Annotated in this window: 24 protein-coding genes; all 24 read right to left on the bottom strand. The window is 35.1% G+C overall.

The window, feature by feature from the left end:
- Window positions 1-56: 56 nt before the first annotated feature.
- The 24 genes from MKZ10_RS06235 to MKZ10_RS06120 all read right to left on the bottom strand — a co-directional run bounded on the left by MKZ10_RS06235 (window position 57) and on the right by MKZ10_RS06120 (window position 24,411).
- Window positions 57-1,238 carry a glycosyltransferase gene (locus MKZ10_RS06235; RefSeq protein ID WP_342510052.1) on the bottom strand — a complete coding sequence of 394 codons (1,182 nt, stop codon included), beginning with the start codon at window positions 1,236-1,238 and terminating at the stop codon, window positions 57-59.
- 10 nt (window positions 1,239-1,248) lie between these two features.
- Window positions 1,249-2,349, bottom strand: coding sequence for a glycosyltransferase (locus MKZ10_RS06230; RefSeq protein WP_342508868.1), 1,101 nt, complete (start codon window positions 2,347-2,349; stop codon window positions 1,249-1,251).
- Window positions 2,346-2,915, bottom strand: coding sequence for a GNAT family N-acetyltransferase (locus MKZ10_RS06225; RefSeq protein ID WP_342508866.1), 570 nt, complete (start codon window positions 2,913-2,915; stop codon window positions 2,346-2,348). Before MKZ10_RS06225 ends, MKZ10_RS06230 begins: the two co-directional genes overlap by 4 nt.
- Before the next feature lie 50 nt (window positions 2,916-2,965).
- Entirely contained in the window at window positions 2,966-4,060 is a 1,095-nt protein-coding gene (locus MKZ10_RS06220; RefSeq protein ID WP_342508864.1) for a DegT/DnrJ/EryC1/StrS family aminotransferase, read from the bottom strand.
- The gene (locus MKZ10_RS06215; protein WP_342508863.1) at window positions 4,057-4,464 is read right to left on the bottom strand and encodes an FdtA/QdtA family cupin domain-containing protein; all 408 of its coding nucleotides are present in this window, start codon (window positions 4,462-4,464) and stop codon (window positions 4,057-4,059) included. The genes MKZ10_RS06220 and MKZ10_RS06215 overlap by 4 nt, the downstream gene beginning before the upstream one ends.
- A gap of 11 nt (window positions 4,465-4,475) precedes the next feature.
- Complete coding sequence (rfbB, locus tag MKZ10_RS06210; protein ID WP_342508861.1) at window positions 4,476-5,483, bottom strand: dTDP-glucose 4,6-dehydratase; 1,008 nt, start codon at window positions 5,481-5,483, stop codon at window positions 4,476-4,478.
- Between the two features lie 4 nt (window positions 5,484-5,487).
- Window positions 5,488-6,360 carry a glucose-1-phosphate thymidylyltransferase RfbA gene (rfbA, locus tag MKZ10_RS06205; protein WP_342510050.1) on the bottom strand — a complete coding sequence of 291 codons (873 nt, stop codon included), beginning with the start codon at window positions 6,358-6,360 and terminating at the stop codon, window positions 5,488-5,490.
- Window positions 6,361-6,434: 74 nt separating this feature from the next.
- Window positions 6,435-8,069 carry a hypothetical protein gene (locus MKZ10_RS06200; RefSeq protein WP_342508859.1) on the bottom strand — a complete coding sequence of 545 codons (1,635 nt, stop codon included), beginning with the start codon at window positions 8,067-8,069 and terminating at the stop codon, window positions 6,435-6,437.
- A gap of 142 nt (window positions 8,070-8,211) precedes the next feature.
- Window positions 8,212-9,186, bottom strand: a complete 975-nt coding sequence (locus MKZ10_RS06195) for a Gfo/Idh/MocA family oxidoreductase (protein WP_342508857.1) — start codon at window positions 9,184-9,186, stop codon at window positions 8,212-8,214.
- A complete protein-coding gene (locus MKZ10_RS06190) occupies window positions 9,186-10,124 on the bottom strand; it encodes a Gfo/Idh/MocA family oxidoreductase (protein WP_342508855.1) in 939 nt (312 codons plus the stop codon). Before MKZ10_RS06190 ends, MKZ10_RS06195 begins: the two co-directional genes overlap by 1 nt.
- A gap of 19 nt (window positions 10,125-10,143) precedes the next feature.
- Window positions 10,144-10,839: an acylneuraminate cytidylyltransferase family protein gene (locus tag MKZ10_RS06185; RefSeq protein WP_342508854.1), complete on the bottom strand. Its 696-nt coding sequence runs from the start codon at window positions 10,837-10,839 to the stop codon at window positions 10,144-10,146.
- Window positions 10,832-11,884 carry a nucleotidyltransferase family protein gene (locus MKZ10_RS06180; RefSeq protein ID WP_342508852.1) on the bottom strand — a complete coding sequence of 351 codons (1,053 nt, stop codon included), beginning with the start codon at window positions 11,882-11,884 and terminating at the stop codon, window positions 10,832-10,834. The genes MKZ10_RS06185 and MKZ10_RS06180 overlap by 8 nt, the downstream gene beginning before the upstream one ends.
- A 3-nt stretch (window positions 11,885-11,887) precedes the next feature.
- Entirely contained in the window at window positions 11,888-12,511 is a 624-nt protein-coding gene (locus MKZ10_RS06175; protein ID WP_342508849.1) for an acetyltransferase, read from the bottom strand.
- Window positions 12,504-13,577 carry an N-acetylneuraminate synthase gene (gene neuB, locus MKZ10_RS06170; protein ID WP_342508848.1) on the bottom strand — a complete coding sequence of 358 codons (1,074 nt, stop codon included), beginning with the start codon at window positions 13,575-13,577 and terminating at the stop codon, window positions 12,504-12,506. Before neuB ends, MKZ10_RS06175 begins: the two co-directional genes overlap by 8 nt.
- A complete protein-coding gene (locus MKZ10_RS06165; protein WP_342508846.1) occupies window positions 13,577-14,248 on the bottom strand; it encodes a PIG-L family deacetylase in 672 nt (223 codons plus the stop codon). Before MKZ10_RS06165 ends, neuB begins: the two co-directional genes overlap by 1 nt.
- The gene (locus tag MKZ10_RS06160) at window positions 14,245-15,132 is read right to left on the bottom strand and encodes a formyltransferase family protein (protein WP_342508844.1); all 888 of its coding nucleotides are present in this window, start codon (window positions 15,130-15,132) and stop codon (window positions 14,245-14,247) included. Before MKZ10_RS06160 ends, MKZ10_RS06165 begins: the two co-directional genes overlap by 4 nt.
- Window positions 15,129-16,304, bottom strand: a complete 1,176-nt coding sequence (gene neuC, locus MKZ10_RS06155) for a UDP-N-acetylglucosamine 2-epimerase (RefSeq protein WP_342508842.1) — start codon at window positions 16,302-16,304, stop codon at window positions 15,129-15,131. Before neuC ends, MKZ10_RS06160 begins: the two co-directional genes overlap by 4 nt.
- Window positions 16,301-17,455 carry a LegC family aminotransferase gene (locus MKZ10_RS06150; RefSeq protein ID WP_342508840.1) on the bottom strand — a complete coding sequence of 385 codons (1,155 nt, stop codon included), beginning with the start codon at window positions 17,453-17,455 and terminating at the stop codon, window positions 16,301-16,303. The genes neuC and MKZ10_RS06150 overlap by 4 nt, the downstream gene beginning before the upstream one ends.
- Window positions 17,452-18,462 (bottom strand): NAD-dependent 4,6-dehydratase LegB, encoded by a 1,011-nt coding sequence (locus MKZ10_RS06145; RefSeq protein ID WP_342508838.1) that lies wholly within the window; start codon window positions 18,460-18,462, stop codon window positions 17,452-17,454. Before MKZ10_RS06145 ends, MKZ10_RS06150 begins: the two co-directional genes overlap by 4 nt.
- Window positions 18,449-19,531, bottom strand: a complete 1,083-nt coding sequence (locus MKZ10_RS06140) for a GDSL-type esterase/lipase family protein (RefSeq protein WP_342508836.1) — start codon at window positions 19,529-19,531, stop codon at window positions 18,449-18,451. Before MKZ10_RS06140 ends, MKZ10_RS06145 begins: the two co-directional genes overlap by 14 nt.
- Before the next feature lie 7 nt (window positions 19,532-19,538).
- Window positions 19,539-22,382: a 6-hydroxymethylpterin diphosphokinase MptE-like protein gene (locus MKZ10_RS06135; protein WP_342508834.1), complete on the bottom strand. Its 2,844-nt coding sequence runs from the start codon at window positions 22,380-22,382 to the stop codon at window positions 19,539-19,541.
- 40 nt (window positions 22,383-22,422) lie between these two features.
- On the bottom strand, window positions 22,423-22,584 hold the full coding sequence (locus MKZ10_RS06130) for a UDP binding domain-containing protein (protein WP_342510048.1): 162 nt from the start codon (window positions 22,582-22,584) through the stop codon (window positions 22,423-22,425).
- A 192-nt stretch (window positions 22,585-22,776) separates the two neighbouring features.
- Window positions 22,777-23,745, bottom strand: a complete 969-nt coding sequence (gene pseB / locus MKZ10_RS06125; RefSeq protein WP_342508832.1) for a UDP-N-acetylglucosamine 4,6-dehydratase (inverting) — start codon at window positions 23,743-23,745, stop codon at window positions 22,777-22,779.
- 63 nt (window positions 23,746-23,808) lie between these two features.
- Entirely contained in the window at window positions 23,809-24,411 is a 603-nt protein-coding gene (locus tag MKZ10_RS06120) for a hypothetical protein (protein WP_342508830.1), read from the bottom strand.
- Window positions 24,412-24,624: the final 213 nt, after the last annotated feature.

Genomic DNA, 24,624 nt, shown 5'->3' with positions numbered 1-24,624 from the left:
TTTTTTTACCTATCGAGTAGCATGAGAAGTCGTGGTTTATGTTTATTATTCGACTATCATGATTCCTTCAAGTAATTATTTCTTTTTATTAAACTATTTGATAACAATCTCTGCGTAATAAGCAATTCTCCCGCTAGGTCATTAGTAATCATTTTTAAATTAGTATGACCATCCAAGTAGCTCGGATTAAGGTCGCAAGCTTCTTTTATTAACCTCTCTGCTTCCCCTTTATCCGTAGATAGCAGTAGCACGCCTAAATTATTTAAAACTACAAAATTGTTCGGTTGCAATCGAAGGACTTCTTTCCAATCCTTTAACGCCTCCCCTATTTCGTTCCTTTCGTACTTAAAAATACCTTGATAAAAGTAATATTCAACTCTAGACTGCCTATCTAAGGTGTTTGACAAAACATCAATTCTATTGAAATAATTTTCCGCTTTTGCTCGATTTCCCTTGAATAATTCAAAAATCCCCAATGCTAAACTTGCTTCATCTTTTAAAACTCCTGAGCTAATGAGTACTTTATCAATTTTCTCAGCGGCATATTGAGTTAAAGTGGACAATGTTTTTAAATGAAGGTCTTTCTTTCGAGAACTAACACTTTGGTTATGCACACGATATTGTAAAAGAACCTCTTTTAGAGGATATATCTTCCACCCAGCTAACAGATAATCTAAACTAATCTGATAGTCATCAATCAATTCCAAAAAGTTTTCTTTAGCAAATAAATCCTGTCTATTTCGAATAGACATTGTAGCTCCAAGACAATAATTTCTCTTTAACTGATAAAGAAAAGCATTACCAATGTTTAAACTACTTGGCAAACTATAATATTCTCCTGTTGGAAGATCAGCCTCATTAATAATCTCTGCCTCACTAACAACAATGCCAACATCCTCATATTCGCGAAAAATATTTACGACTTCGCTAGTACGATTCTTAAATGAAATATCATCGGCAGCAGTGAAGATAATAATCTCTCCAGTAGCAAATTGGAGTGCTTTTTTTAATGCTTTTGCCGGCCCCAAGTTCTCTTCATTTACAAGTAGTTTGATAAAATCATATTTCTCTGTGTAATATTGCGCTATTCGAATACTACCATCTTCACTACCATCATCAACTAAAATTAGCTCGGCCTCGGTGGAATCCGTTGTATTATCCAAAACACCCTTTATCGCCTTTTCTAAATCTCTTTTGTTATTATAAAAGGGCATTACAAATGATACTTCTGGTTTCAGAATTAAAGAACTAATAATAATTCTCCCCTAACTTCAATCCATTATCCTCTAACCATTCAAATATCTCATCGACAAATGTACTCAATACTAAAATAAAGATTTCACTAGATTTATAGTTCAGTATCTCATTAGGATGCTTAACTAGCTTACCCATAAATTCTGTATTTACTTTTTGGAGATTGGAGTCAAGGAAAAACTCTATCTCATTGTTAACTAAATGAATGTTATTTTTACAGTATTCACCTGTGCCCCATACAAATACTTTTTTGTTTCCAATGTCTAGGTGACTAAAGTTTAGGGGTAACAACACTCGTTTGGTGAAAATTAACCATCTCTCTAATTTCCGCTTATGCAATTCACTTTCAAAGAAATTGGATTGTGTATATTTTTCAATCATTCGTTCAACACTAGAAATCATAATCTCTGGAATGAAACCTGCATTGTTATCATGTAAGCGATGTATAGCAACATCATTTTCTAAATATAAGAATTTGCTTTCCTTCGAAAATCTCAAGTAAAGATCCATATCCTCACATCTTAAATTTTCATCATACAGTCCATACTTATCAAAACATTCCTTTTTAAATAAAACTGTCCAAGAGGACATATGTGGTAAAATATCATATAAATGGTCATGAATATTTCCAGAAATATATGTAGCTTTCCCAGAAAATTTAACACATTTTGTTAAATCCTTTTCAATCAAACGCTCATTTTCGGCATAGACATAATAGCCATCCGCATAGGCAATATCAAAATCCGGCTCATTTTCTAAACCATTCACTAATAATTCGATTGCATTTTCGAATAGAAAATCATCTGACGCAAATGTTTTAATATATTTTCCTTTTGCTTTTTTAATGCCTATATTAAAGTTTTTACTAATTCCCTCATTCTCTTTGTTAATATACTCAAATGCGGTGAACCGTTCTTTTAACTTAGATTTGAAACCTAAAATTTTTTCATGGGTACTATCCTTTGACCCATCATTAAACAAAATCAGTTCAATATTTTTGTATGTTTGATTCATTATACTTTCTAAACATTCTTCAATATATTTCTCATGATTATAAGCAGAAATTATTAGACTTACTAGTGGTTGTTCGTTCATTTTTTCTCCTCTTTTTTTCTCCATTTAGTCACAATTGATTGGTATTTTAATAGAGAATCAGGATGATAATCTTCTAATAAGAAATGTTCATATACCTCTTGATTTATAATACACTCACCTGTTTTTTTAAAGCCAAAACGTATATTAATAGATTTCATCTTATCATTGTCTAATTTTGTTCGTGTTATTAAATGACGGAGCTTCAAATTCTCAAATGCATATTTAAGTATTAATAATTCTGCTTCTAACACATAAGGCTTCCTCATAGATTTTTTCTCATCAACGATTAATCGGCCTTTTTCAGCATCTTGATCAGTTATATCATATAAAGCCGTAGTACCAATCATTTCTTTTGTTTCTTTACATTCAATAATCCAATAAAAATCATTATCTCGGGAGAAATATCCCTTTTCCCATTCCACTTGTGTTTCAATAGTAGAAACGAATCCTTGATTTAAGAAGTACTGCCCTCTGGCTGTATTTCTTAGTTCAATTACCTTTTCTCTATCTGATGGGCTGTAGGGTTTTAAATTCACAACTTCTCCTTCTAAAACAACTTGATGCATTCCTCCCCCACCTTCTCTATAATTCAGATTAATACTTACTGAAAGTTAGTTCAAGCTTTATAACGATTTACAATCGCTATAACACTTTCAATTTCCTCATACGTATGCACAGGAGAAATTGGAAGACTTACAATGTTTTCATGAATACTTTCCGTTATCTCAAAATGTAAATCATTCAGCTCCCTGTAGGCCTGTTGCCTATGTGGAGGTATCGGGTAGTGAATTAATGTTTCAACACCATTTTCCTTCATATACTCTATAAAAGCAGAGCGATTTTTCACAAGTATAGGAAATACATGCCACACGTTTTCCTTTCTTTCACTTGGGATTGGTAACGAAATAAGCGGATTGTTAATTCCTTTTATATAGCTAGCTGCAATCTCTCGTCTAATCTCATTGTCTTTATCTAAATCCTTTAGCTTAAGTGATAAAAAACCAGCTTGCAATTCATCCAATCGATGATTATAGCCCTGATATACGTTTTCATATTTCACAAACGAACCGTAATTTCTTAAAGCATAAAGTTTTTTGGCAATACTCAAATCATTTGTCGTGATCGCTCCTGCATCTCCCAAAGCACCTAAGTTTTTTCCGGGATAAAAACTAAATGCAGCAGCGTCTCCAAAATTCCCCGCTTTAACTTCATCTAATTCGGCACCATGAGACTGTGCTGCATCTTCAAATAACTTCAAATTGTTTTTTTGACAGAACTCTTTAATTTCCTTAACCTCGGTCACAATCCGACCGTATAAGTGGACAATAATTACAGCTTTTGTTTTTTCTGTAACAGACTCTTCAATGTTGGCTAACGTAATATTAAATGATTGGAAATTTGGTTCTACTAATACAGGAGTAGCACCTACTTGTGTGATTGCTAAAATCGTTGCAATATAAGTATTTGCTGGAACAATTACTTCGTCCCCTTCTCCAATATCATAGGATTGCAACATTAGTTTCAAAGCATCAAGTCCATTACTTACTCCAATACCATATTTTGTTCCACAGTACTTTGAAAACTCTTGTTCAAATTTCTCCAACATATCACCGTTTATATACCAACCGCTATTTAAAAAACTCTTCATTATTTCCAAGTATTCAGTTTCATAACGTATATTTATTTTTTTTAAATCTAAAAATTTTATCATGAGATTTCCCCTTTTTGAAATTCTAAAAATTGAGCATAATCTCTAATATAATCTTCTTCATCGAAAAATTGATCGGCTAGCACTAAAAATACACAATCATTACTGAAGTCAAACATTTCACGCCAAACTAAACTATCACACAAGACAGCCTGATTTGGGTTCGTTAAATGGTATTCTTTCTTACTGATCCCATCATCCAATAAAACTTTACAAGACCCATGTACACATATAAAAAGTTGTTTTAATTTTTTATGGGCATGAAATCCTCTAGCTTTATCAGCAGTTAAATTATATAAGTAATATACACGTCTCACTTCGAATGGTATTTCCTTTAAGTTTTCTATTGTAATTAGACTGCCTCTTTCATCACTAATATCTTTTAATTTTATTAAATGATTAGTCATTTTATCCCTCACTACAATATTTTTTGTAAATACCAATCAATTGTGTGTTCTAATGCTTTTTCAAATGTCATTCGGGGCTTCCAGCCTACTTCCCGCTGAACTTTTGAAGAGTCGATTGCATAACGATAATCATGGCCAGCACGATCAGCTACAAATTGAATTTGATTTCGATAGGAAACTTCCTTAGGTACTTTTCTATCTAAAACATCACATATAGCATGAACAATTTGTAGGTTCGTTTTCTCATTATTATCGCCAATTAAGTATGTTTCGCCAACTTCCCCATTTTGCAGTATTGCGCTTATTGCTGCGCAATGGTCTGATACATGTAGCCAATCACGAACATTACTACCATCCCCATAAATTGGGATTACTAAATCATTTAATGCATTAAAAATAATTTTCGGAATTAATTTTTCTTTATTTTGAAAAGGACCAAAATTATTGGAGCAATTTGTTGTAATCACATTCATTCCATAGGTATGGAAATAGCTTCTCACTAATAAATCGGAAGCTGCTTTACTCGCACTATATGGACTATTGGGCATATAGTTTGACTCTTCAGTAAAATATCCCTTATCTTCCAGCGTTCCGTATACCTCATCTGTTGAAACATGAATAAAACGTGAATTACGATATTTTTCTTTTATCTCAAATGGCTTACTAAACCATTCTTTATATGCCGCTTGTAATAAATTTAGTGTCCCCATGATATTTGTTTCGGCAAAAATATATGGGTTTTCAATTGAATTATCAACATGAGACTCAGCAGCGAAATGGATAATTGTATCAATTTCATTCGTTTTAATTATTTTTGACACACTTTTTTCATCACAAATGTCTACTTTTAAAAATTGATAATTTCCTAACTTCTCTAGATCTTGGATATTTGTAAAATCACTTGCATATGTCAAATTATCTATGTTTATTATAACATAATCGCTATATTCTTTAGTAATGTATTGCAAGAAGTTAGCCCCAATAAAACCAGCTCCTCCTGTCACTAAAACCTTTTTCATATATTTACCTCTTTTCATTAGCAATATCTAATAAATATTTTCCGTAATCAGATTTACTATATTTATTAGCTAATTCCAGCAATTGATTTTTATCAATATATCCTTTTCTATATGCTATTTCTTCGATACAAGCAATTTTAAAGCCTTGACGAACTTCTATCGTTTCAACGAATTGTGCTGCATTTAATAAGGATTCAAAAGTTCCCGTGTCAAGCCATGCAAATCCACGTCCTAATAACTTAACCTTCAGCCTATTTTCCTTTAGAAACAAATTGTTTAAATCTGTAATTTCTAATTCCCCTCTTGAGGAATGGTTCAGACTTTTAGCCTTTTCAATCACATCATTTTCATAGAAATATAATCCGGTTACAGCATAATTTGATCTAGGATTAGTTGGTTTCTCAATTATTGATTTAACATTGTTATTATTATCAAATTCCACTACACCAAAACGTTCGGGGTCCTTGACCTGATAACCGAATATTGTAGCACCACTAAGATTTGAAATAGACCCTTTCAAAATTTCTGAAATACCCTGCCCAAAGAAAATATTATCTCCTAATATTAATGCTACATCATCTTCACCAATAAAATCTTCCCCTAAAATAAATGCCTGTGGTAATCCTTCTGGTTTTTCTTGGATTTTATATTCAATCTTTAATCCCAACTCTTTACCATCAGAAAACATGTTCATAAATAAACTAATATCTCTTGGTGTTGAGATTATTAATATTTCTTTTATACCCGCTAACATTAAAACAGATAACGAATAATAAATCATAGGTTTATCATAGATAGGCAATGCTTGCTTTGAGATTGTTGCTGTTAGTGGGTGGAGTCTTGTCCCATGCCCCCCTGCTAAAATTATCCCCTTCATTGTCATTCAACCAACACTTCCTTTTCATTTTTTTGACTATTCAGCTAAAAACTCAGTTTCAGTAATCTAGGATTTTAGATTAATGACGTTAGGTTTATTTCAGCAAAGGATTCCTTTAATTCCATATTAACAGCGTTAGTATATTTTTCTCGATAGTCTTTTCTCTCTTGAAAACATCTAATTATTTCCTCAAATTCTTGAATACTTGAAAAAACTGAAAATGAGTTATCACTTAACGACTTATCAGAGTCATACATAAAAGCTATTTTACTTCTCATTAGTTCTTCGAAGTAGGTTGTAGATTTTGCTGAAATGACAATATTAAAATCTTTAGTAATATCACTAACAAAGCCTTCTTCGATTAGGGTGAATTCATTTATTTCTTTCAAATTCCCTTTTGTTTCAGGATGAGGTTTAATATAAATATTTTCGACCCTTGTATTTCTCTTCAGTACTCTAGCTGATTCCATTAATAATTCGTTTGTCTTTTCATCCAAATTTAATATAATTAATAAGTTGTTTTCGCGACATAGTTCATAGTTAAATCTACTGATTTTTTTATATTTCAAATTCCCTACGACTTTTATTTTTTGATTATCAACTCCCCAACTATGTAGCGCATTTCTCCATTTTTCTCCCCAAACTAACCTATATTTCGATGGTGAGTGCAAATAGTAAATTTCGTTCCAAGATCCTATATCTCCAATATTTTTGTTCACTGTATAAAATCCATGCTGCATAGAATAAGTAATGATATTCCTAGAATTGAGGAGCATAGACAAAATATATTCATCCCTAAAATAATCCAAAATAAAAACACTTTTTCTCACACTTACATTCTCTAATAAATCTTCATATAAATAAATTAATGAAATTGCATATTCGATATGATTTGCTAACCACAATATGATCCCATCTGAAAATTGATATCCAAATCTCTTGAATACAGATAAAATTATTTCGTTCCATAAGCGATTATTTCTATAATAGTTCTCTATGTTAAATTCGATAATCCTTTTTTCATTGCCTGGACTTCCTGTACTAACATAATCATCATAAAACATTAATCTTGTAACTTTTTCAGAGCCTAGTTCTTTTGCAACTTCATCCATCAATTGAATCTGATCATATCTTTTATACATTAATGATGATACCAATATATCCCCATTTCCAATTAAAGCGAGCTTTATTTTTTCGGGGAGTAAAACTTCGTACAACTTACTATTATTGGAATTCGACAAAAATGAACAAAAATGATTTATTTCAGTTTTCATTAAATCTCCAATGGGAATACTTTTCTCAGTAAACTTGTTTAATTCTTCAACTAAAGTTCCATTCAATTCTTGAGTATTATATTTTGTATTCTCTTTTAATAATAGATTTCTTTGTATCTCTAATAATAAACTTATGTAATAGTCAGGGTTTCCATAGATATCCCATACTGTAATAATGTTGTCATATGAACTTAGGATTGGATCTTTTTTTATTTCTTCATAGAACTGACTAAATACTACAATCATTGTTTTATTGGGATTACATTCATTTAATATTGATGGCGAAGTCAATACCTCAAAATTTTCAACACTTTTACTCGAATAGTCCCTATCCACAAATTCTCTAAAAAAATTTTTCATTATCGGAAATTCTTTTATGAAATTTAAATACGCAGAACCGTACCCCCAAGCTATAAACCTTTCTATATTTGACATTTTTATCTCTCCAATCTAAGTATAAGAATAGTTCACAATCATAATTTTCCAACTAGATGATTCATGCTATTCGGTTGTCTATTCTTCCTTATTATCGACTGAAAAGAAAAATACTAAAATGAAACTATTCTTTTTTATAAACTTAGTTTCTTGACGATAGTGTCATTTCAGAACCCTTGTCGTTCATCCGCTCATATATATGCATCAGCATCAGCGCTTCTTTAACTCTCAACAATCTGTCTGATAACTCTGTTTGAAATAAAAAGGCTGCTGTTTGTTCATAAAGGCCAGGCTTATACTGAACATCTAATCTATCCTCAATCTCCACATTTTCAATTGTAGCAGAACCAATTTTCTGTACATGTAATTCTTCCAACGGTCTGAATATATATCTATTCATATTTGTTAACAACTCCAGTTTCCAACTCCCCGGCGCCTGCCAATTTGCATGATAGGAAAAAAATATTTTCTTTTCTGTCACACCTGCCCCTGCATAGATACTACCTTTCGGATGCCACTCTAAGGTACTAGTAGTATAACTACTGATTTCTTTTGGTTTTCCACCAAAGAAAAATGCTAGATCAACAACGTGAGTAGAATTTCCAATAAACCAGTTATCCAGCTGAGTCGGTGTTTTATTCAAACCACCTACGATGTGACTCCACTCTGTAAATTCGAATAAAAATGATGTCAAGCCGCCATCTTCTTTAATTAACTTACTGGCTGCCATCACCGATGCGTAAAAACGCCTATTATACGCGATGTAAACATTCGCTCCATGCTTATCCGCCGACTGCATGATTTTATTCATTCCCTCATTACTTAAAGCACCCGGTTTTTCAACAAGGATTTGTTTAACACCTTTTTCAAGTAGATAAAGTGTATTTTCCTCCAAACTTTCTAATGTTGTTGCAACAATCGCATGAGTTGGCTGTTCGACCAAGCGAGCATATGCAACCTCTAATCCACCTGTCAGAACTAATTTTCCTGTTCTCTTTTCAAAAGCTGTTGCACTTTCTTCACTACGTCCAATCATTGAATAATCAACATTAAATTTATCCAATACTTTTACATACTCAGCAGCCATATTCCCTGCTCCAACAAGTAAAACGTACATTAGGTAATAACCCCTTTCCATCCATTCAAGAAACCATTGAAAGCATTCAACAGTAACAAGTGATCTTGCACTGACCTTTCAAAGGTTACTAGGTCACACGTTTCTGTTTCAATCAACTGTTCGAACACTTTATGTGTTAGCTCACTTTGATGAAACATTTCAAACTTTTCAATCTCACCATTACAATGTATTTCTTGAAAACCTTCTTTGATTACACAATGCTGATTATCGGACTCTATCGTAATCTCTACTGTCACATTTTCTAATAGTGTTGATGAGGTCAGAGTAAATTCATTACCACCGATTGTATGGCCCGTTAATGTCCCCGTAAGCTCAATGTAACCTAATCTCTTATTTTTAATGAGTTCGTTATCCAATTTTGATGAGTCTATAGCTATCGTCTTATCATTCGTTACAAAGAAAAACAGGTCAAGAAAGTGAATCGCATTACTTGCTAAGTTCCAGTTTGATCCCATTACACTCAATTTGATATTTGGCTCATTAATAAACTTATTTTTAAGTTCTTGATAGCTTTGCCACATTCTTCTTGCACAATTCACATAAGCTTTCACTTTTTTCTCTTCTATCAACTTCATGGCTTCTTCATACTCTTCTATCTTTGGAAATAAAAATTTCTCCAATAATAAATAATGAACTTTCGAATTATCAAGAAGCTCCTTCAATACCGCCAACCTTTGCAACGAGTTTGTCGCAATAACGACAAAGTCAAGAACCGCCGGTAGGTCTTTTACTGAATGAATGAAAGATAATTGCTTATTGTGATAATAATCTACTTCTAAAAATCTATCCCTACTTCGATTTAAAGATTCTTCTAACGGATCGACGATATAGATGTTCAGTTCTGATTCATGGAGTGCTAAAGCTTGAAGATGCCTGCTCCCTAACTGACCAGCACCTATAATAGCAATTTTTTTCATAATGTCAGCCTCTTTCTTCTTAGCGTTCACTGGACTTCTTTAATAAGTACTCACACCACAAAAAATCCTCTTCAGTATCAATATCATATGATCGATTATTAGGCATAATAAAAGCTGCGGTTTCCTCTGTTAAAAAAGATTTACTTTGCTTTAACCAATCCACTTCCGCTACATACACCGCACCGTTCAAAGCATAAACTGCCTGCAAGTCTTGACGCCTTATCGCAAACCTATCCTGTTCGATAAGTGGTATCATTTTTTCCTTATCATTTACTTTATACATCCAATAAGGAGAGTGTGTAGGCTCCGTAACACTGACACAAGCTGGTGAATTCGTTGCTAGCATTTTTTCAATACAACCATCTATCTCATCTGCAGTGCGCAAAGGTGATGTCGGTTGTAGTGAAATAACATAGTCACATCCTTCAACCTCCTTTAATGCATGGAGAAGAGGCTCTATTCCAGGGGTATCATCTTGCGCTAATTCATTAGGACGAACAAATGGGACTTCACAACCATGCTCTTTTGCAATTTTAATAATCTCATCGTCTTCAGAAGACAATATTAACCGATCAATATACTTCGATTTCTTCGCTTCTTCAATCGTCCAACTAATTAACGGTTTACCTGCAAGATTCCTTATATTTTTCCTCGGTACTCCTTTAGAGCCACCACGAGCCGGAATGATTGCAAGAACCTTTTTATTCTCAATCATTGAAAGTCTCCTTATAATCACCATTTGCCTTCTCATAGTCATCTAATCGACCGATGTCTAGCCAATATTCCCTCAATGGAAATGCAGAAACCTTTTCTTTTTCAATCATCAATTTTTTATATAACTCCGGCATATCATAAAATTCACCTTTCGGTATCTGATCCAATGCATCAGGATTTAACACATATATACCCGCATTCACAAAGCTTTTATGTACTGGCTTTTCTACAATCGATAGCAACTGATGGTTTTCCGTTTCAATGACACCGTATGGGATTTGATATTCATACTCGCGCACACACATCGTTGCAGCGGAATCCGTTTCATTATGAAAATCAAGCAATTGTTCAAAATTAATTTTTGTTAATAAATCTCCGTTCATCACAAAGAAAGGCTCAGTTGGCTTTTCAGACAATAATGATAATGCTCCGGCAGTACCAAGTCTTTTCGTTTCTTCTATATAATCAATGTTTACCCCAAGATGGGCACCATCCTGAAAATAATCCATAATCATATCTTTTTTATAATTGACAGATAAAATAAAATTAGTATATCCATAGCTTTTGAAACTTTCAATGATTGTTTCTAGAATGGGCTTGTTGCCAACATTTAGCATCGGTTTAGGTATCGTTTCTGTTAGTGGACGCAATCTTGTTCCAATCCCACCTACCATTAATACGACTTTATTCTCTTTCTTAATCGCTAACTCAAGTTCATCCGAAAATAATATCCTTTGCAATATGTTGTCACTTGATACGATTGGTAGTTGCTTTAATTTTCGCTCTCGCATTCTTTTTTTGTAGTGAATATATTTCTTTCCCTCTTGTTCACTATATGGAGCACTATTCATCACATCACTGATTGGGCTTTCAAGTGGAAGACCCTTTAAAATTCCACGTCGAATATCTCCATCGGTTACAGTTCCTTGTAAGTGCATCTCATCATCTACAACAGCGGCGAACTGCATAGTCGTTTTGTCAATCAGCTTCATAGCTTGTAAAATTGTCGTTTCTGGACTGACTAGAACCTCTTTCCAACTTTTCATCGTTCAAACCTCCTTTGCCGGAACTCCAAAAGCTTTCTTATTACTTTCAATGTCCGTGACAACCACAGAACCAGCGCCAATTAACGTTTCATTTCCTACTGCAATCCCCTGGATAATAGATGCCCCTGTTCCAATATGACAACTACCCCCAATTGAAACACCGCCGGAAAGTGTCGTTCCAGGAGCAAGATGTGCATGGCTACCAATCGTACTGCCATGATCAATAATCGAACCTGTATTTATAATTACATTGTCCTGTAACACTACATTTGTTTGAATAATTGCACCAGCCATAATTTGAACGCCTTGTCCAATTCGTGCAGATGGAGATACAATCGCCATTGAATGGATGACATTAGCGAACGTAAATCCACGCGCTTTATACTCTTCAAAAATCAATTTGCGTTGAGAAGATATATTTATTGTCCCTAATCCCAATACAAGGTCAATTTCTTCTGGATTGTAGTTGGTTATCACATCATCCGTCCTCAAGTATGGCAAACTAAATAAATCAGTTCCTTCTCGTGGTGCTGTGTAACCAATAATTTCCCTCTGCTGAGCTATTAGTATTTCTACTAAAACCGAGGCGTGTCCACCATTCCCAATAATAATCACTGGCTTATTCATCTAGCAACTCATCCATTTCATACGTTTTCTTAGCTACTTTATCAATGAGTGACCAATAGGCTGTTGGTGGCATCCCATTCCCCGGGCGTTTGATTGCCAAATGGGCTTCTGTCATTTTTTCTCCCGCTATAATTGGGATTTTCGCGACAATGCTCTTTCTTGCGGCTTGTCGATTTTCTAATTCAATTCGAGTCGGAACTTTATGGCCATTACCAAGTGAATGCTCAATAGCCCGAATACCATTAACCATTTCTTCTAGTTCTCTGGGCTCTAATGAAGCACGGTGATCTGGACCCGGCAAATTACGGTCTAGCGTGAAATGCTTCTCAATGACAGCTGCACCAAGTGTCACGGAGGCCAACGAAACAGCAATTCCTTCCGAATGATCAGAAAAACCAATCGGTAATTGAAGTTCTTTTTCCATTTCATTCATTGCCCTTAAATTAATCGTTTCAAATGGGGCAGGATATTCCGTCGTGCAATGCAAAACTGTTATATATTCCCTTAAAAGCAACCTCGCTTCTTCTGTCTGATAAAATGCTATAACCGCATCAATCTCAACTTCGTTCTTTGGATAGGCTAGTCCATATGCAATGAATGACAGTGCTTCATGAATGTCGTCCATTGTCGCCATTCCCGTAGACAAAATAATGGGCTTACGCTTTGTCGCGATATAATGAATAAATGGGCTATTTGTTAATTCACCCGAAGGTATTTTTATTGTGGACATTCCAATTTCATCTAGTAAAAAATCGACACTTTCAAAATCAAATGGTGTCGATAAAAATTCAATATGTATTGAAGCACAATAATTTTTCAACTCATTGAATTCTTCAAAGGACAGCTCTAATTTTTTTAGCATATCGAATTGAGAAGTCGATTCACCAAGATTCTGAACCTGATATTCGGCTTGCAGTGCAGAGCGCGTGACTAGATTCTCTGCCTTAAACGTCTGGAATTTCACCGCATCTGCGCCGGCCTGTTTTGCAACATCCACAAGCTCCTTTGCCATTTGTAAAGAGCCATTATGATTCACACCTGCTTCAGCGATGATATAAGCCCTCATTATAAAACACGCTCCTTTACAAGCATAAATGCTTCAGCGGCCCTTGCCCCTGCTGCTGCTCCCCGTAAGGTTGCCAAAGCCCTTATGGCTTCTTCACTACGTGGAAATGGGTGTGGTGCAATCTCAGACTCGTATATTTTCATAATCTCTAATTTTTCATCTAAAAAGCTGCTTATATTAATAAAAGTAGTTGGTCGAAAACCATTGGCATCTGTATTCATTATAAAATCGGTTTCTGACAAGGTTTCATATACTAGTACTTTTTCAATGCTTGGGTAGCGAAACCATTTCGTACATGACATCGTGGCATCAAAAACTACTTTATGGTCACTATGTATATCATTCCTGTAAGGAGCATAAACGATATTCGGTTCGATATCCGCAAATACATTTCCGATTTCAGATACCAGCTCACTTGCCGGGACTTCGTCTAGTTTTGCTGCTTCATAAGGTAGCTGAAATATTTTTGTGAATCCGTATTTATTAGCCACTTCCTCAATCTCACTCTTTCTTTTTTGCACACGTTCCTTAGAATAACTCTTTTCATTCATTTTTGTAACAATAAGCCAGTACACATCATCACCAGCTGATCGATGTCTCAAGATTGTTCCGCCGCATCCCAATGTTTCATCGTCAGGATGGGGGGTAACGATTACGATACTTTTTTTCATAAATATTCTCCTACTTGTGGTATAGTCGACCATTCATGTTCTGTAATTTTAATAAGAGTATCTCCAGTTTTCACAGTAAATGTTTGTCCACTCGTTTCAATCACTTTACCGGGTTCAATATTTTTAATTTTTGTTAAATCCGAATTTACTGTTTCAGCTTTCCAAATAATATAATCATTCTCCTGATAAACTGCATGTGCACCCACATATGGTTTTGTTAAAGCCCTCACAAGGCGCAATATCGAATCGGTTGTCATACGCCAATCAATAAGACCATCTTTTTTTGTTCGCTTTCTCCAAGTGTTTGCTGTTTTATCATCTTGATTTATAGATTGAATAGTATTACCCAGATATGCATTTGTCAGTTCTACAACTTGATTTTCTCCAACTGTTAGAAGGCGATTATAGAGAGTTCTAGCATCATCATTTTTTTTGATAGTAACGATTTGTTGATTCAAAATATCGCCAGCATCTGCTTCTTCAGTTAAACAAAAAAAAGTAGATCCTGTCGTCTCTAAACCAAGAACAAGAGCCCAAATAATCGGATGTCTACCACGATTAGCCGGCAATAAAGCAGGGTGATATCCTATTGCTCCATACTTTGGAATCCCAAGAATAGATATAGGTAAGATATGTGACCAACCAAAACAATAAATCAAATCAGGTTCTTTCTGACTTATCCACCCTTCCATTTCGTCATTCGTCTTATAGTCAATCCAATCAATATTATTTTCTTTTGCAAAATCAGCTAGTGATATGTGATCTGAATTAAATGTTGATTGTGTCTTTGTTACAATACCTATAATTTCAGCATTGGTATTATGATAAGTAGCTTCAAGAAATTTAAGACTAGATTCGACACATCCTATAAAAATTATTTTCATTTTATGTCCTCAATATCAAAAAACACTTTTTTTACCAAATTCTTCAAATTAACTTCTTTAAGTATAGAATAGATTTTTTTAGCCGTTTCACCTTCACCATACGGTAGTTCCATATTTTCAATAGATAATTTAAAGTCTGAAGAAATAGCTTTATTAATAGTTTCCACAATCTCTTGATATTCAAACCGACTGTCAATCACAGAAATAGCTTTTAATCGACCACGCTGCCGATCTCCAATATTTATTGTAGGCTTATGAAAGACTGGAGCCTCTATTAATCCACTAGATGAGTTTCCTATAACAACTTTGCAATGTTTTAATGCACTTAAATAGCGAACTTGTCCCAACGAGTCATATAATCTTGCACGCGTTGGATTTGCTCCTACATAAGCTTCTATTCTTTCATTAATAACTCTGCCTTCTGTATCTGCATTGGTTTTTGTAAATATAAGCTGATAGTCTTCATATTCATCTAAAACTTTTAGTAACAATTCCACATGTTTAAGACCAGTTTGATTTTCTAATGTAGTTGGATGTAAGGTAATCAAGAAATAGCGCTCAAGTTCAAATTGTAAAGACTCAGACAGTTCTTCTTTACTTAATAATGTAGTCTTTTTTATTCCGTCAATACCTGTTGCCCCTACATTAAATACTCGATCTGGCTGCTCCCCCATCTGGATAACTCGTTTTCTATATGGTTCTGCTGCCGTAAAATGAAGATGAGACATTTTTGTGAGTGAATGACGGATCGGTTCATCAATGAGCCCTTCTGTTAGTTCACCGCCATGTAGATGTGCAATAGGTATCCGATGAATCACAGCTGTTTGTGCAGCAGAGAGTGCTTCAAAACGATCACCAAGTAAAACCAATATATCGGGCTGTAATCTTGTGAAAGTATCCGCAAACCCAATTGTTCCAAGTCCAATTGATTTTGCAATTGCTGAAGGCGTGTCTCCTGATAATAACATTTCTACTTTTTCATCAATGATAAATCCATCTTCTTCAATTTGCTTATATGTTAAACCAAATTCGGGCGAAAGATGCATACCGGTAACGACTAACTGCAATTCAAGCTCAACATCTTGCTGTATTTCTTTCATCAACCAATACAGCAATCCATACTCCGCTCTTGTACCTGTAACGACACATATTTTACGGCGCAAAGAAATCACTTCACTTTCATTGGTGTACTCGGGAGATTTATCAAAGTTCGTTTCAGGCGATTTGTTGTAGACAAATCATCTTTTGGCATATTTTTGAATGGCTCTAATTCATGCATCGGCGTCCAAATCGGGCGTGACATCACACCATTGTCGTTTAAAAAATCCAAAACAGTATCACGATCATGAATTGAACCTATTCGGATTGTTTGTAGCCAATAATTACTTGTCGAATTGGCTGGCTCTTTTACAAACCTAACTCCATCCAATTTTTCAATCATTTCTTCATATATAGAAGTAATCTCCCTCTTTTGTTCAATGAACTCCCGAATTTTTCGTAATTGTGCACAACCAAGTGCTGCATTAATATTTGGCATTCTATAATTATAACCAATTTCATCATGCTCATATGCCCAGCGATGTGGAACTTTCGCTGTTGTCGTAATATGTTTCGCATAATCGGCGAGTTTATCATCATTCGTTAAAATGGCTCCGCCGCCGCCTGTTGTCATAATTTTATTACCATTGAAACTGAGCGCACTCACACGCCCAAAACCACCTGTGTGCTTTCCTTTATAATAAGAACCAAGTGATTCAGCAGCATCTTCGGCAAGCACAAGATTATAACGCTCACATACTTCAATTAAAGGATCAAGGTCAACTGGATGACCAAATGTATGCATTGGTACGACTGCCCGGATAATTCTACCTGTGTGCTTATTCGTCAATTGTCCGCTTTTCACTTCTCCAATATCCTTAATATGCTCTTCAAGTTTTATCGGATCTAGTCCAAGTGTTTTTTCACTTACATCTACAAAATGTGGGACAGCCTGCAAATATGAAGCCGCATTAGCTGTTGCAACAAACGTTAGAGAAGGCATAAACACTTCATCTCCTGCTTGTACCCCCGCGACTTTTAAAGCTATCTGAAGCGCTGCAGTACCATTGACAACAGCAACTACACGCTTCACACCTGTAAACTCCGCTAACTCCTGCTCAAAACGATCCACATATTTTCCTACTGAAGAAACCCAGCCTGACTTTATACAATCTGTTACATAGTCAATTTCAGTTTCATCGAAAGTCGGTTCATGAAGTGGAACAAAATCTTTTTGATATATCTCTTTTATGCTATTCGCAAAGGTAATCCATTGCTCATTCATATGTTATACACATCCGTTTTATAGGAGGCTAGATTTCGGGAATTTGTAAACCATTCAATTGTTTCTTCTAGACCATGCCTAAAGCCTTCTTTTCCACCATAATCAGGTGTCCAACCAAGTAAGTCTTTCGCCTTTTGATTGTCAGCCCACAGACGCTCTACTTCACTTTTATCTGGACGGAGACGCTGTTCGTCTGTTTCAATTGTTAAATTGACATTCATAATATCCGCAATCATTTCTGCTGTTTCGCCAATTGACACTTCATAGTTAGATCCGATATTTATAACTTCTCCAACAGATTTATCACTATTCATTACAGAAATAAAGCCATTCACTGTGTCTTTTACATAGTTAAAATCACGCGTTGGACTAATTGCACCTAACTTGATAGTTGACCTTCCAGCTGCTAATTGACCAATGATTGTCGGAATGACTGCACGTGCCGATTGACGTGGGCCGTATGTATTAAACGGGCGTATGATTGACACTGGTGTATCAAATGAACGATAGAACGATAGCGCCATTTGATCTGCTGCTATTTTTGTTGCTGAATAAGGAGACTGTCCTTGAAGCGGATGATCCTCATCGATAGGGACATATTGCGCTGTACCATAGACTTCACTCGTAGATGTATGAACAACTTTTTCGATTCCTAACTCCCGTGCTGCTTGAACGACATTTAAAGTTCCTTTAATATTCGTGTCAACATATGTGTCAGGTGAGTGATATGAATAAGGTATAGCAATGAGAGCAGCTAGGTTAAGGACGTGTGTGCATCCTTTCATTGCTTCTTTCACACCATGTGGATCACGAATATCCCCCGCGAAAACATCTAGGTTTTGCTTAATTTCAGAGGATGATTGGTCCAACCACCCCCAGGAGTTGAAGGAATTATAATAGACGAATGCACGGACCTTATAACCTTGTCGAACGAGTTCTTCAGTTAAATGGGAACCTATAAAACCATCTGCCCCTGTTACCAAAACTTTATATTTATTCAGATTCATATTTACATACCTCAATCATTTCATACATTTTTTTTATTGAGACTGTTATTTGATTTGAATAAGTCAGTGTTTTTCCCTGTCCAATTCCACGTTTATTTAATTCTTCAAACATTTCATCTCTAAATTGGTACGATGCAATAATTACTTTATCTAGATTTAATAACTTAGATTTATCTATAACATCAATCGGAATAATTGGTACTCCTAAAAACTTTCCCGCTTGATTTTGATCAATAAATGCTTCTACCACTATTTTTCGTTCTAACAAACGTCGATAAATAGATTTACCAAGTTCGCCCGCACCATAAATTATTACTTTTTCATGATGCTTAATACAATCTATATCAAAAAAGTATGACTGGTTAACAAACATATCTTTAATATGGAGTGTCATTAGGTTAGTAGAAACGTTTTTTTCAACTTGAGGGCTTCTTTCTTCGCTATCTTCTAACATCTCGATTAGCTTTTGAGCGATTATTTTATTACCTTTTGGATTTAAGTGATGTCCATCTTTCATTAATAGTTCTTCTGAATGTTCAACAGTAAATACGTTGGATAAGTCTATGAATGAATATTCTTCTTTTAATGAGCATATACTTTTTATTATTTCATTGAATTTTTCTATAGCGTCCTGTACACCCGGATATTTACTACTCATCTTCAACGAAGTTGGCGCAATACCTATACAAATAACTCTTGTAGATGTAAGAATATCTGCCTCACTGAGTAACTTAATATAATAAGTTGCAAATTCAGTTTCACTTAAATAGCTACGCCCGTTTAATTCTACTCTAGGCCATAAATCAACAATTCCAACATGGACAATAACAACATCTGGCTTTGTTAAAAATATATGATCTGACCGATCCCGATTATAGATTTGTTTTATCGTTGAAGCTCTTACACTTCGGTTGATAACATAATAATCACTTAAGTTTTTTTGTAATAAGTAAGGATAAGTTTCATCAAATTCAACACCTAAAGACAAACTTTCAAAGGGGTCAAATGTATGGAAATTTTCAGGTCTTGGTAAGGATAACGAATCACCAAGTATCATTATTTTTTTCATATATTCTTCACCTTTTTATCATTACCATTGGCAAAAACCCGATATTCTCAACTATATTCGTTGCCGTTGCCAATGATTTGAAATTATATTCGTCATACTCTTCATAATTTCCTCTAACCAAAATATGAGAAACCCTAGTTACAGGGTGACAACCCAGCTCCTCTTTTAACCAAACCAATTGATCCAAATAGAAAGATTTTTGACCCTTTCCAATAAATTCGTCCCAATCATTCTTTACATCATCTACTGATAAGCTTCCACCAGACATCAAACTGATTGTTCCAACCATTCCGACGTTTAACTGTGTTTTTCTCTTGCTATTAAGAACCTCTTCTTTCCTCAATACTTCCCATGATATATAATTTTGTAGGCAACGATCCGCAATCAGCTTCTTCTCCCCGTCTACCTCGTCCACCATAATAAAATAAAAATCCCCATCAGGATTAGCAGATGCTTCAACTGATAAGAATGATTCCGACTCTTCGCCAAATCCAGAAAATTCACCCACTGTATTATACGTTGCTTTGTAATGACAACGTATCCGTTTGCCTATCACAAGTTCAGCAGTAGTTGTGACTTCATCGATATGATAAGCTCGACCGCTTTTATCAATTTCAATACCTTGAAATGAAAAATCGACATTGTCAGATAACAATTCTAAAGTAACAATATGTAGACCATCTTTTAAATGAGTAGTCTGGAATAACTCTTGGTATATAAATGAACCATATAGCTTTTCATCTATACCATCTTTCATTGTGAGATTCGTAATCTTGTTGTCGATAATTACCCTTAGCTTTAATATTCCTTTTGCATGATTCGTTCCATACAAAGTTAGCGAAGTTCCACTAAAACGGAAGGTGAATGAAGCATTTTTTTCAGTTGTTCTTATACTTGAAATCGGAAAATCGATTTTATCTTCAAGTCGTTTTCTTTCATGCCATTCTCCTTTCTCGTCTTCCGTTAAATCAGCTGGCATTTGTTCTTTTGGAGAATTTTGTTTCTCCCACTCACCTTTATATTCAAACATTCCACTTGTAGCAACCCATTCTTTTTTATCAACTTCGTGTATAAATGCTGGACAAACTACTGTCTGAATAATTAGCGCTACTTCTTTGTAAACTTCACGACAACTATGCAAATACTGTGCAAACAGATTAACGATCTTCACAAGTTTTTCTTTTGTCGGTTCCATGTCCCGCATAATTTCGACTTCGTTTCCTAATCGTTCAAAGAGGTTTCGGGTAATTGGATAAATGATACGCTCATAGACAGTGTTTGCTGTTAGTTTCCGCATCAATTCGTCTAATTTCGCAAGACGTTTGTGAATCTGATCTCTATTTAGTTTGTCGATAGATTTCTCAATATCTGAAAAATGTTCAAATAAATCTTCATTCTGCTTTATATAAGTAGCTATATCTTGTTGCAACCTTTTCAGTTCTTTTATAGTCTGCATCGATATTGGTAGCGATTGTCCTTGCTCATACCAACCTTTTGTTACAATTGATTCTGTCAACTCTTGTGCCATCAGTTGAGTGAGTGAGTGATAAGTTGTACCTGCGATAGCAGCTCCCCCCCTCGTTGTGTTAACGACAGGAATTTGCGGATTTTGCACAATATATTTCTCCATAAGTTCTCTCATATTGTTGAATTTTTTATTGGTTAAAACTTCATTGCCGTGGATATCAGGAACAGTAAATGAGTATTTCAAATCATCTTTTTGCACACTGGCGTCTGAAAGGGTTTTTAACTCTTTATCATATCTTGCGATTTCTTCTGAATAGAATAAATCATTCTTGAATGCAAAGTTTTGACCGACAAGAATGATTTTTCTCACTTGTAAATGATAAAGTAGTTCTAGTGTTACAATCGCAATGGAATAGGCATCCTTGATGACTGGAAGCACTGTTTCATGGAACAATTGAGTAATTGTGTCTTGTGCTGTCAAGAAATGAAATTTCGGGCCTGGGTAACGCTCAATGGTTTCAAAACCGACACTTGTTCCATAAATCAGTGGAATCGTTTGAATCCCTTCGTCAATAATCGGTTGGAACACGGTATAGTTATGCGATTGCGGGTCATATGTGAATACTGCGTCGGGGTGTATTCCCTGAGCAATAAGTGCTTTATTGGCTGAGCCAACTGCAAAAATATAGGCTGTTCCTTGTTCTTTGATTGTACGTAAATTATCCATTTCTTCGTTTAACGAAGGGCCAGCCGCTACAAGAATGACAGGTTTATCACGAAAAGTGTCTTTGTGTTCCAAAAGAAAATTAGGATTTTCAAATGTCGATGGTAAATTCATAAGTGAATTAATGGTCCATCTTTTCGAGAAAAAATCATTTGTATGTAATGTTATTTTCTTTTCTTCGACAATTTCTTTAAACTTCCCAATAAAACGTAGTACATCTTCTTTTAGGAAACTCTGATACGTTGGAAGAACAATTAATAAAACGTTTTGTGACAAATGATTCGAAAGGGTATATAGATGGCGCTCCATATCTTCCGATTCATTTTCCACAAAAGCATATTTCAACTTAGAAATCGGTAGTTTTGTATCTGCCATCGCAGCAGTACATGCCTCCGCAACTTCCACAATTGGCTCATATGTAGATACAATTTTATCTGGATAGCGCTCCATAAATGATTTCACATGATAGCCCAAACCAACACCATAAAACAAGAAGTGATTGAACTGATCAATTTGCCCTTCATATTTACTCAAAATTTGCTCTGCTTCTTTTACAGGATCGTATTTGCTATGAATAAATAATTTTCTTCCTTCATGCTCTACTTGCAAAATAGGGAGCCCATTTTTACTGCTTAGCTGTTCAATTTTCCTGGAAACCATAGGCAACGCTCCTATCTTTTCCGATGCCGATATATGTCCATCAGGCATTCCGACCATCGAAAATAATTTGTTCCTTTACTAGTTTATGAATTGTGGTCCAGTCGGCTTCTATAAACTCCTCCCATTCCGTCACAAGAAGTACCGCGTTAGCATCTCGCACACAGTCTATTAGTGAAGTAGCACTGTATTTATTGGATGCAATTGAATTATATACACTTATGTACGTACCTTATTATCGTCGCTTCCACTATACTTAGTCTTCTATTGTTTTTTCTCGTAAGATAAGCAAATACTTCGTAGTCTCTTAAGTAACAAAAGCCGACGTAGCAAGAGTAACCTATCCCTTTTTACATTTGTAGTGAATTACCACATATAGTTCAAACAAAGACTATAATCATACCGATTGCTCCTCAATCATTTTCTTTAATTCGCTCACCGTCAACCATGCAGTATTTGTTTCACTTGAATAGACAAATCCTTCCGAGACTTTATCACCTGTTTGTACTTTACTACCCCACCAAGAAAATTCCGGAACAATTGTATAATAATCGTCAAATTCAACCGTATGCCTTGCATCGTCCAATGTGATCATCACTTCATGTAATTTTTCCCCTGGACGAATTCCTACAATATCAATTTCACATTCGGATCCAAATGCTTTCGCCAGATCCATAATATTCATACTTGGAATTTTAGGCACAAAAATTTCTCCACCTTGCATTCTTTCTAAGTTATCGAGAACAAATTCTACACCTTTATCGAGTGTAATCCAAAAACGAGTCATCCGTTCATCTGTAACCGGAAGTCTACCCGTCTCCTTCATCTTAGCAAAGAACGGAATAACACTACCGCGGCTGCCAACGACATTCCCATAACGCACGACGGAGAACTTGGTATGTTTCTCTCCCACATAAGAGTTAGCTGCAACAAAAAGTTTATCAGATGCTAGTTTTGTTGCACCATAAAGATTGACTGGCGCGGCTGCTTTATCGGTACTTAGTGCAATGACTTTTTCCACACCCCGGTCAATTGCGACTTCAATAATATTTTGAGCCCCATAAATATTCGTTTTTACGGCTTCAAATGGATTGTACTCGCATGCTTCAACATGTTTCATCGCAGCTGCATGGATGACAATGTCTACACCATCGAATGCGCGACTAAGCCGCTCCTTATCCCGTACATCTCCTATAAAGAAACGCAGGCGTGAGTCTTTGAATTCCTGTGCCATTTCATATTGTTTTAGTTCATCACGGCTGAAGACGATTACTTTTTTCACATTTCCCTCTAATATTTTACCGATGAATTTCTTACCGAAAGAGCCAGTTCCACCAGTTACTAATATCGTTTTATCCTGCAACATATTTCTGACACCACATTTCTTCAAAATAGAATCGTCATTTTAAGATTTTAATATATTTGATTATCAACTAAGATTATGGCGGGTTCCCACAGCATCTATGATTTTACCGATTTCAATTTCCAACGATTCAAATATCGGAATAAACTCGTATTGAATGATATCGGCGATGAGCACGTTATCACTATTTTCTACAGCTTCAGAAAGACTCACAATTTCAGTTTTCATTGACTCAGATAGCTCCATACACTTGTCCCAATCTACTGGACGCTCATTACTCTCGTCGATGACTGCCAACATTTCATCTAACCACTGAAGTCCTTCCATAAGTTGTCCAAATTTCGTTTTCACTTCAGATGATGGGTTCGAATAAAATCCCTCTGGAAGCAATACAATTTCGGGCTTAGCACGCTTCAAATATGCTTCTGCCGAAAGAAGTATATCATTTAAAAATTCCTTCTCCGTTTTCGCGATTATCTCTAATTTTTCGATCCGGTCAACGTTAACAATTAAATAATCTTCATGCTCCTCATAAATCTCGGTTCCATCCGCAATAAAATGACTAAAATAATAATTTTCTTTCAATAGTTCATTTATTTTCGCAACGACTTCGTCCGGAGACGGAGTCATGTCAAATTCAATTTGCTGTTCTTGAAAAGTTAACTTCACAGCTACATACCTCCAATAATCTAGTAATCTAAGCGTATCATATTCATACTCTTTATATCGGCTAAAAAGTGAAAGATTCCAATGGTAGTTGATGAGATATTATTGCAACAAGGGAAATGTATTTTATTATTGAAAATTAACTATCCTTTTCATAGATTTTGTGCATTTTTCAGGATTTGTTTATATTCATAACAAAACAAAAACACGGTCGCT

It is taken from the genome of Sporosarcina sp. FSL K6-2383, assembly GCF_038618305.1.
Classification (GTDB): Bacteria; Bacillota; Bacilli; order Bacillales_A; family Planococcaceae; genus Sporosarcina.
This window is presented reverse-complemented; position numbering and strand designations above follow the sequence as displayed.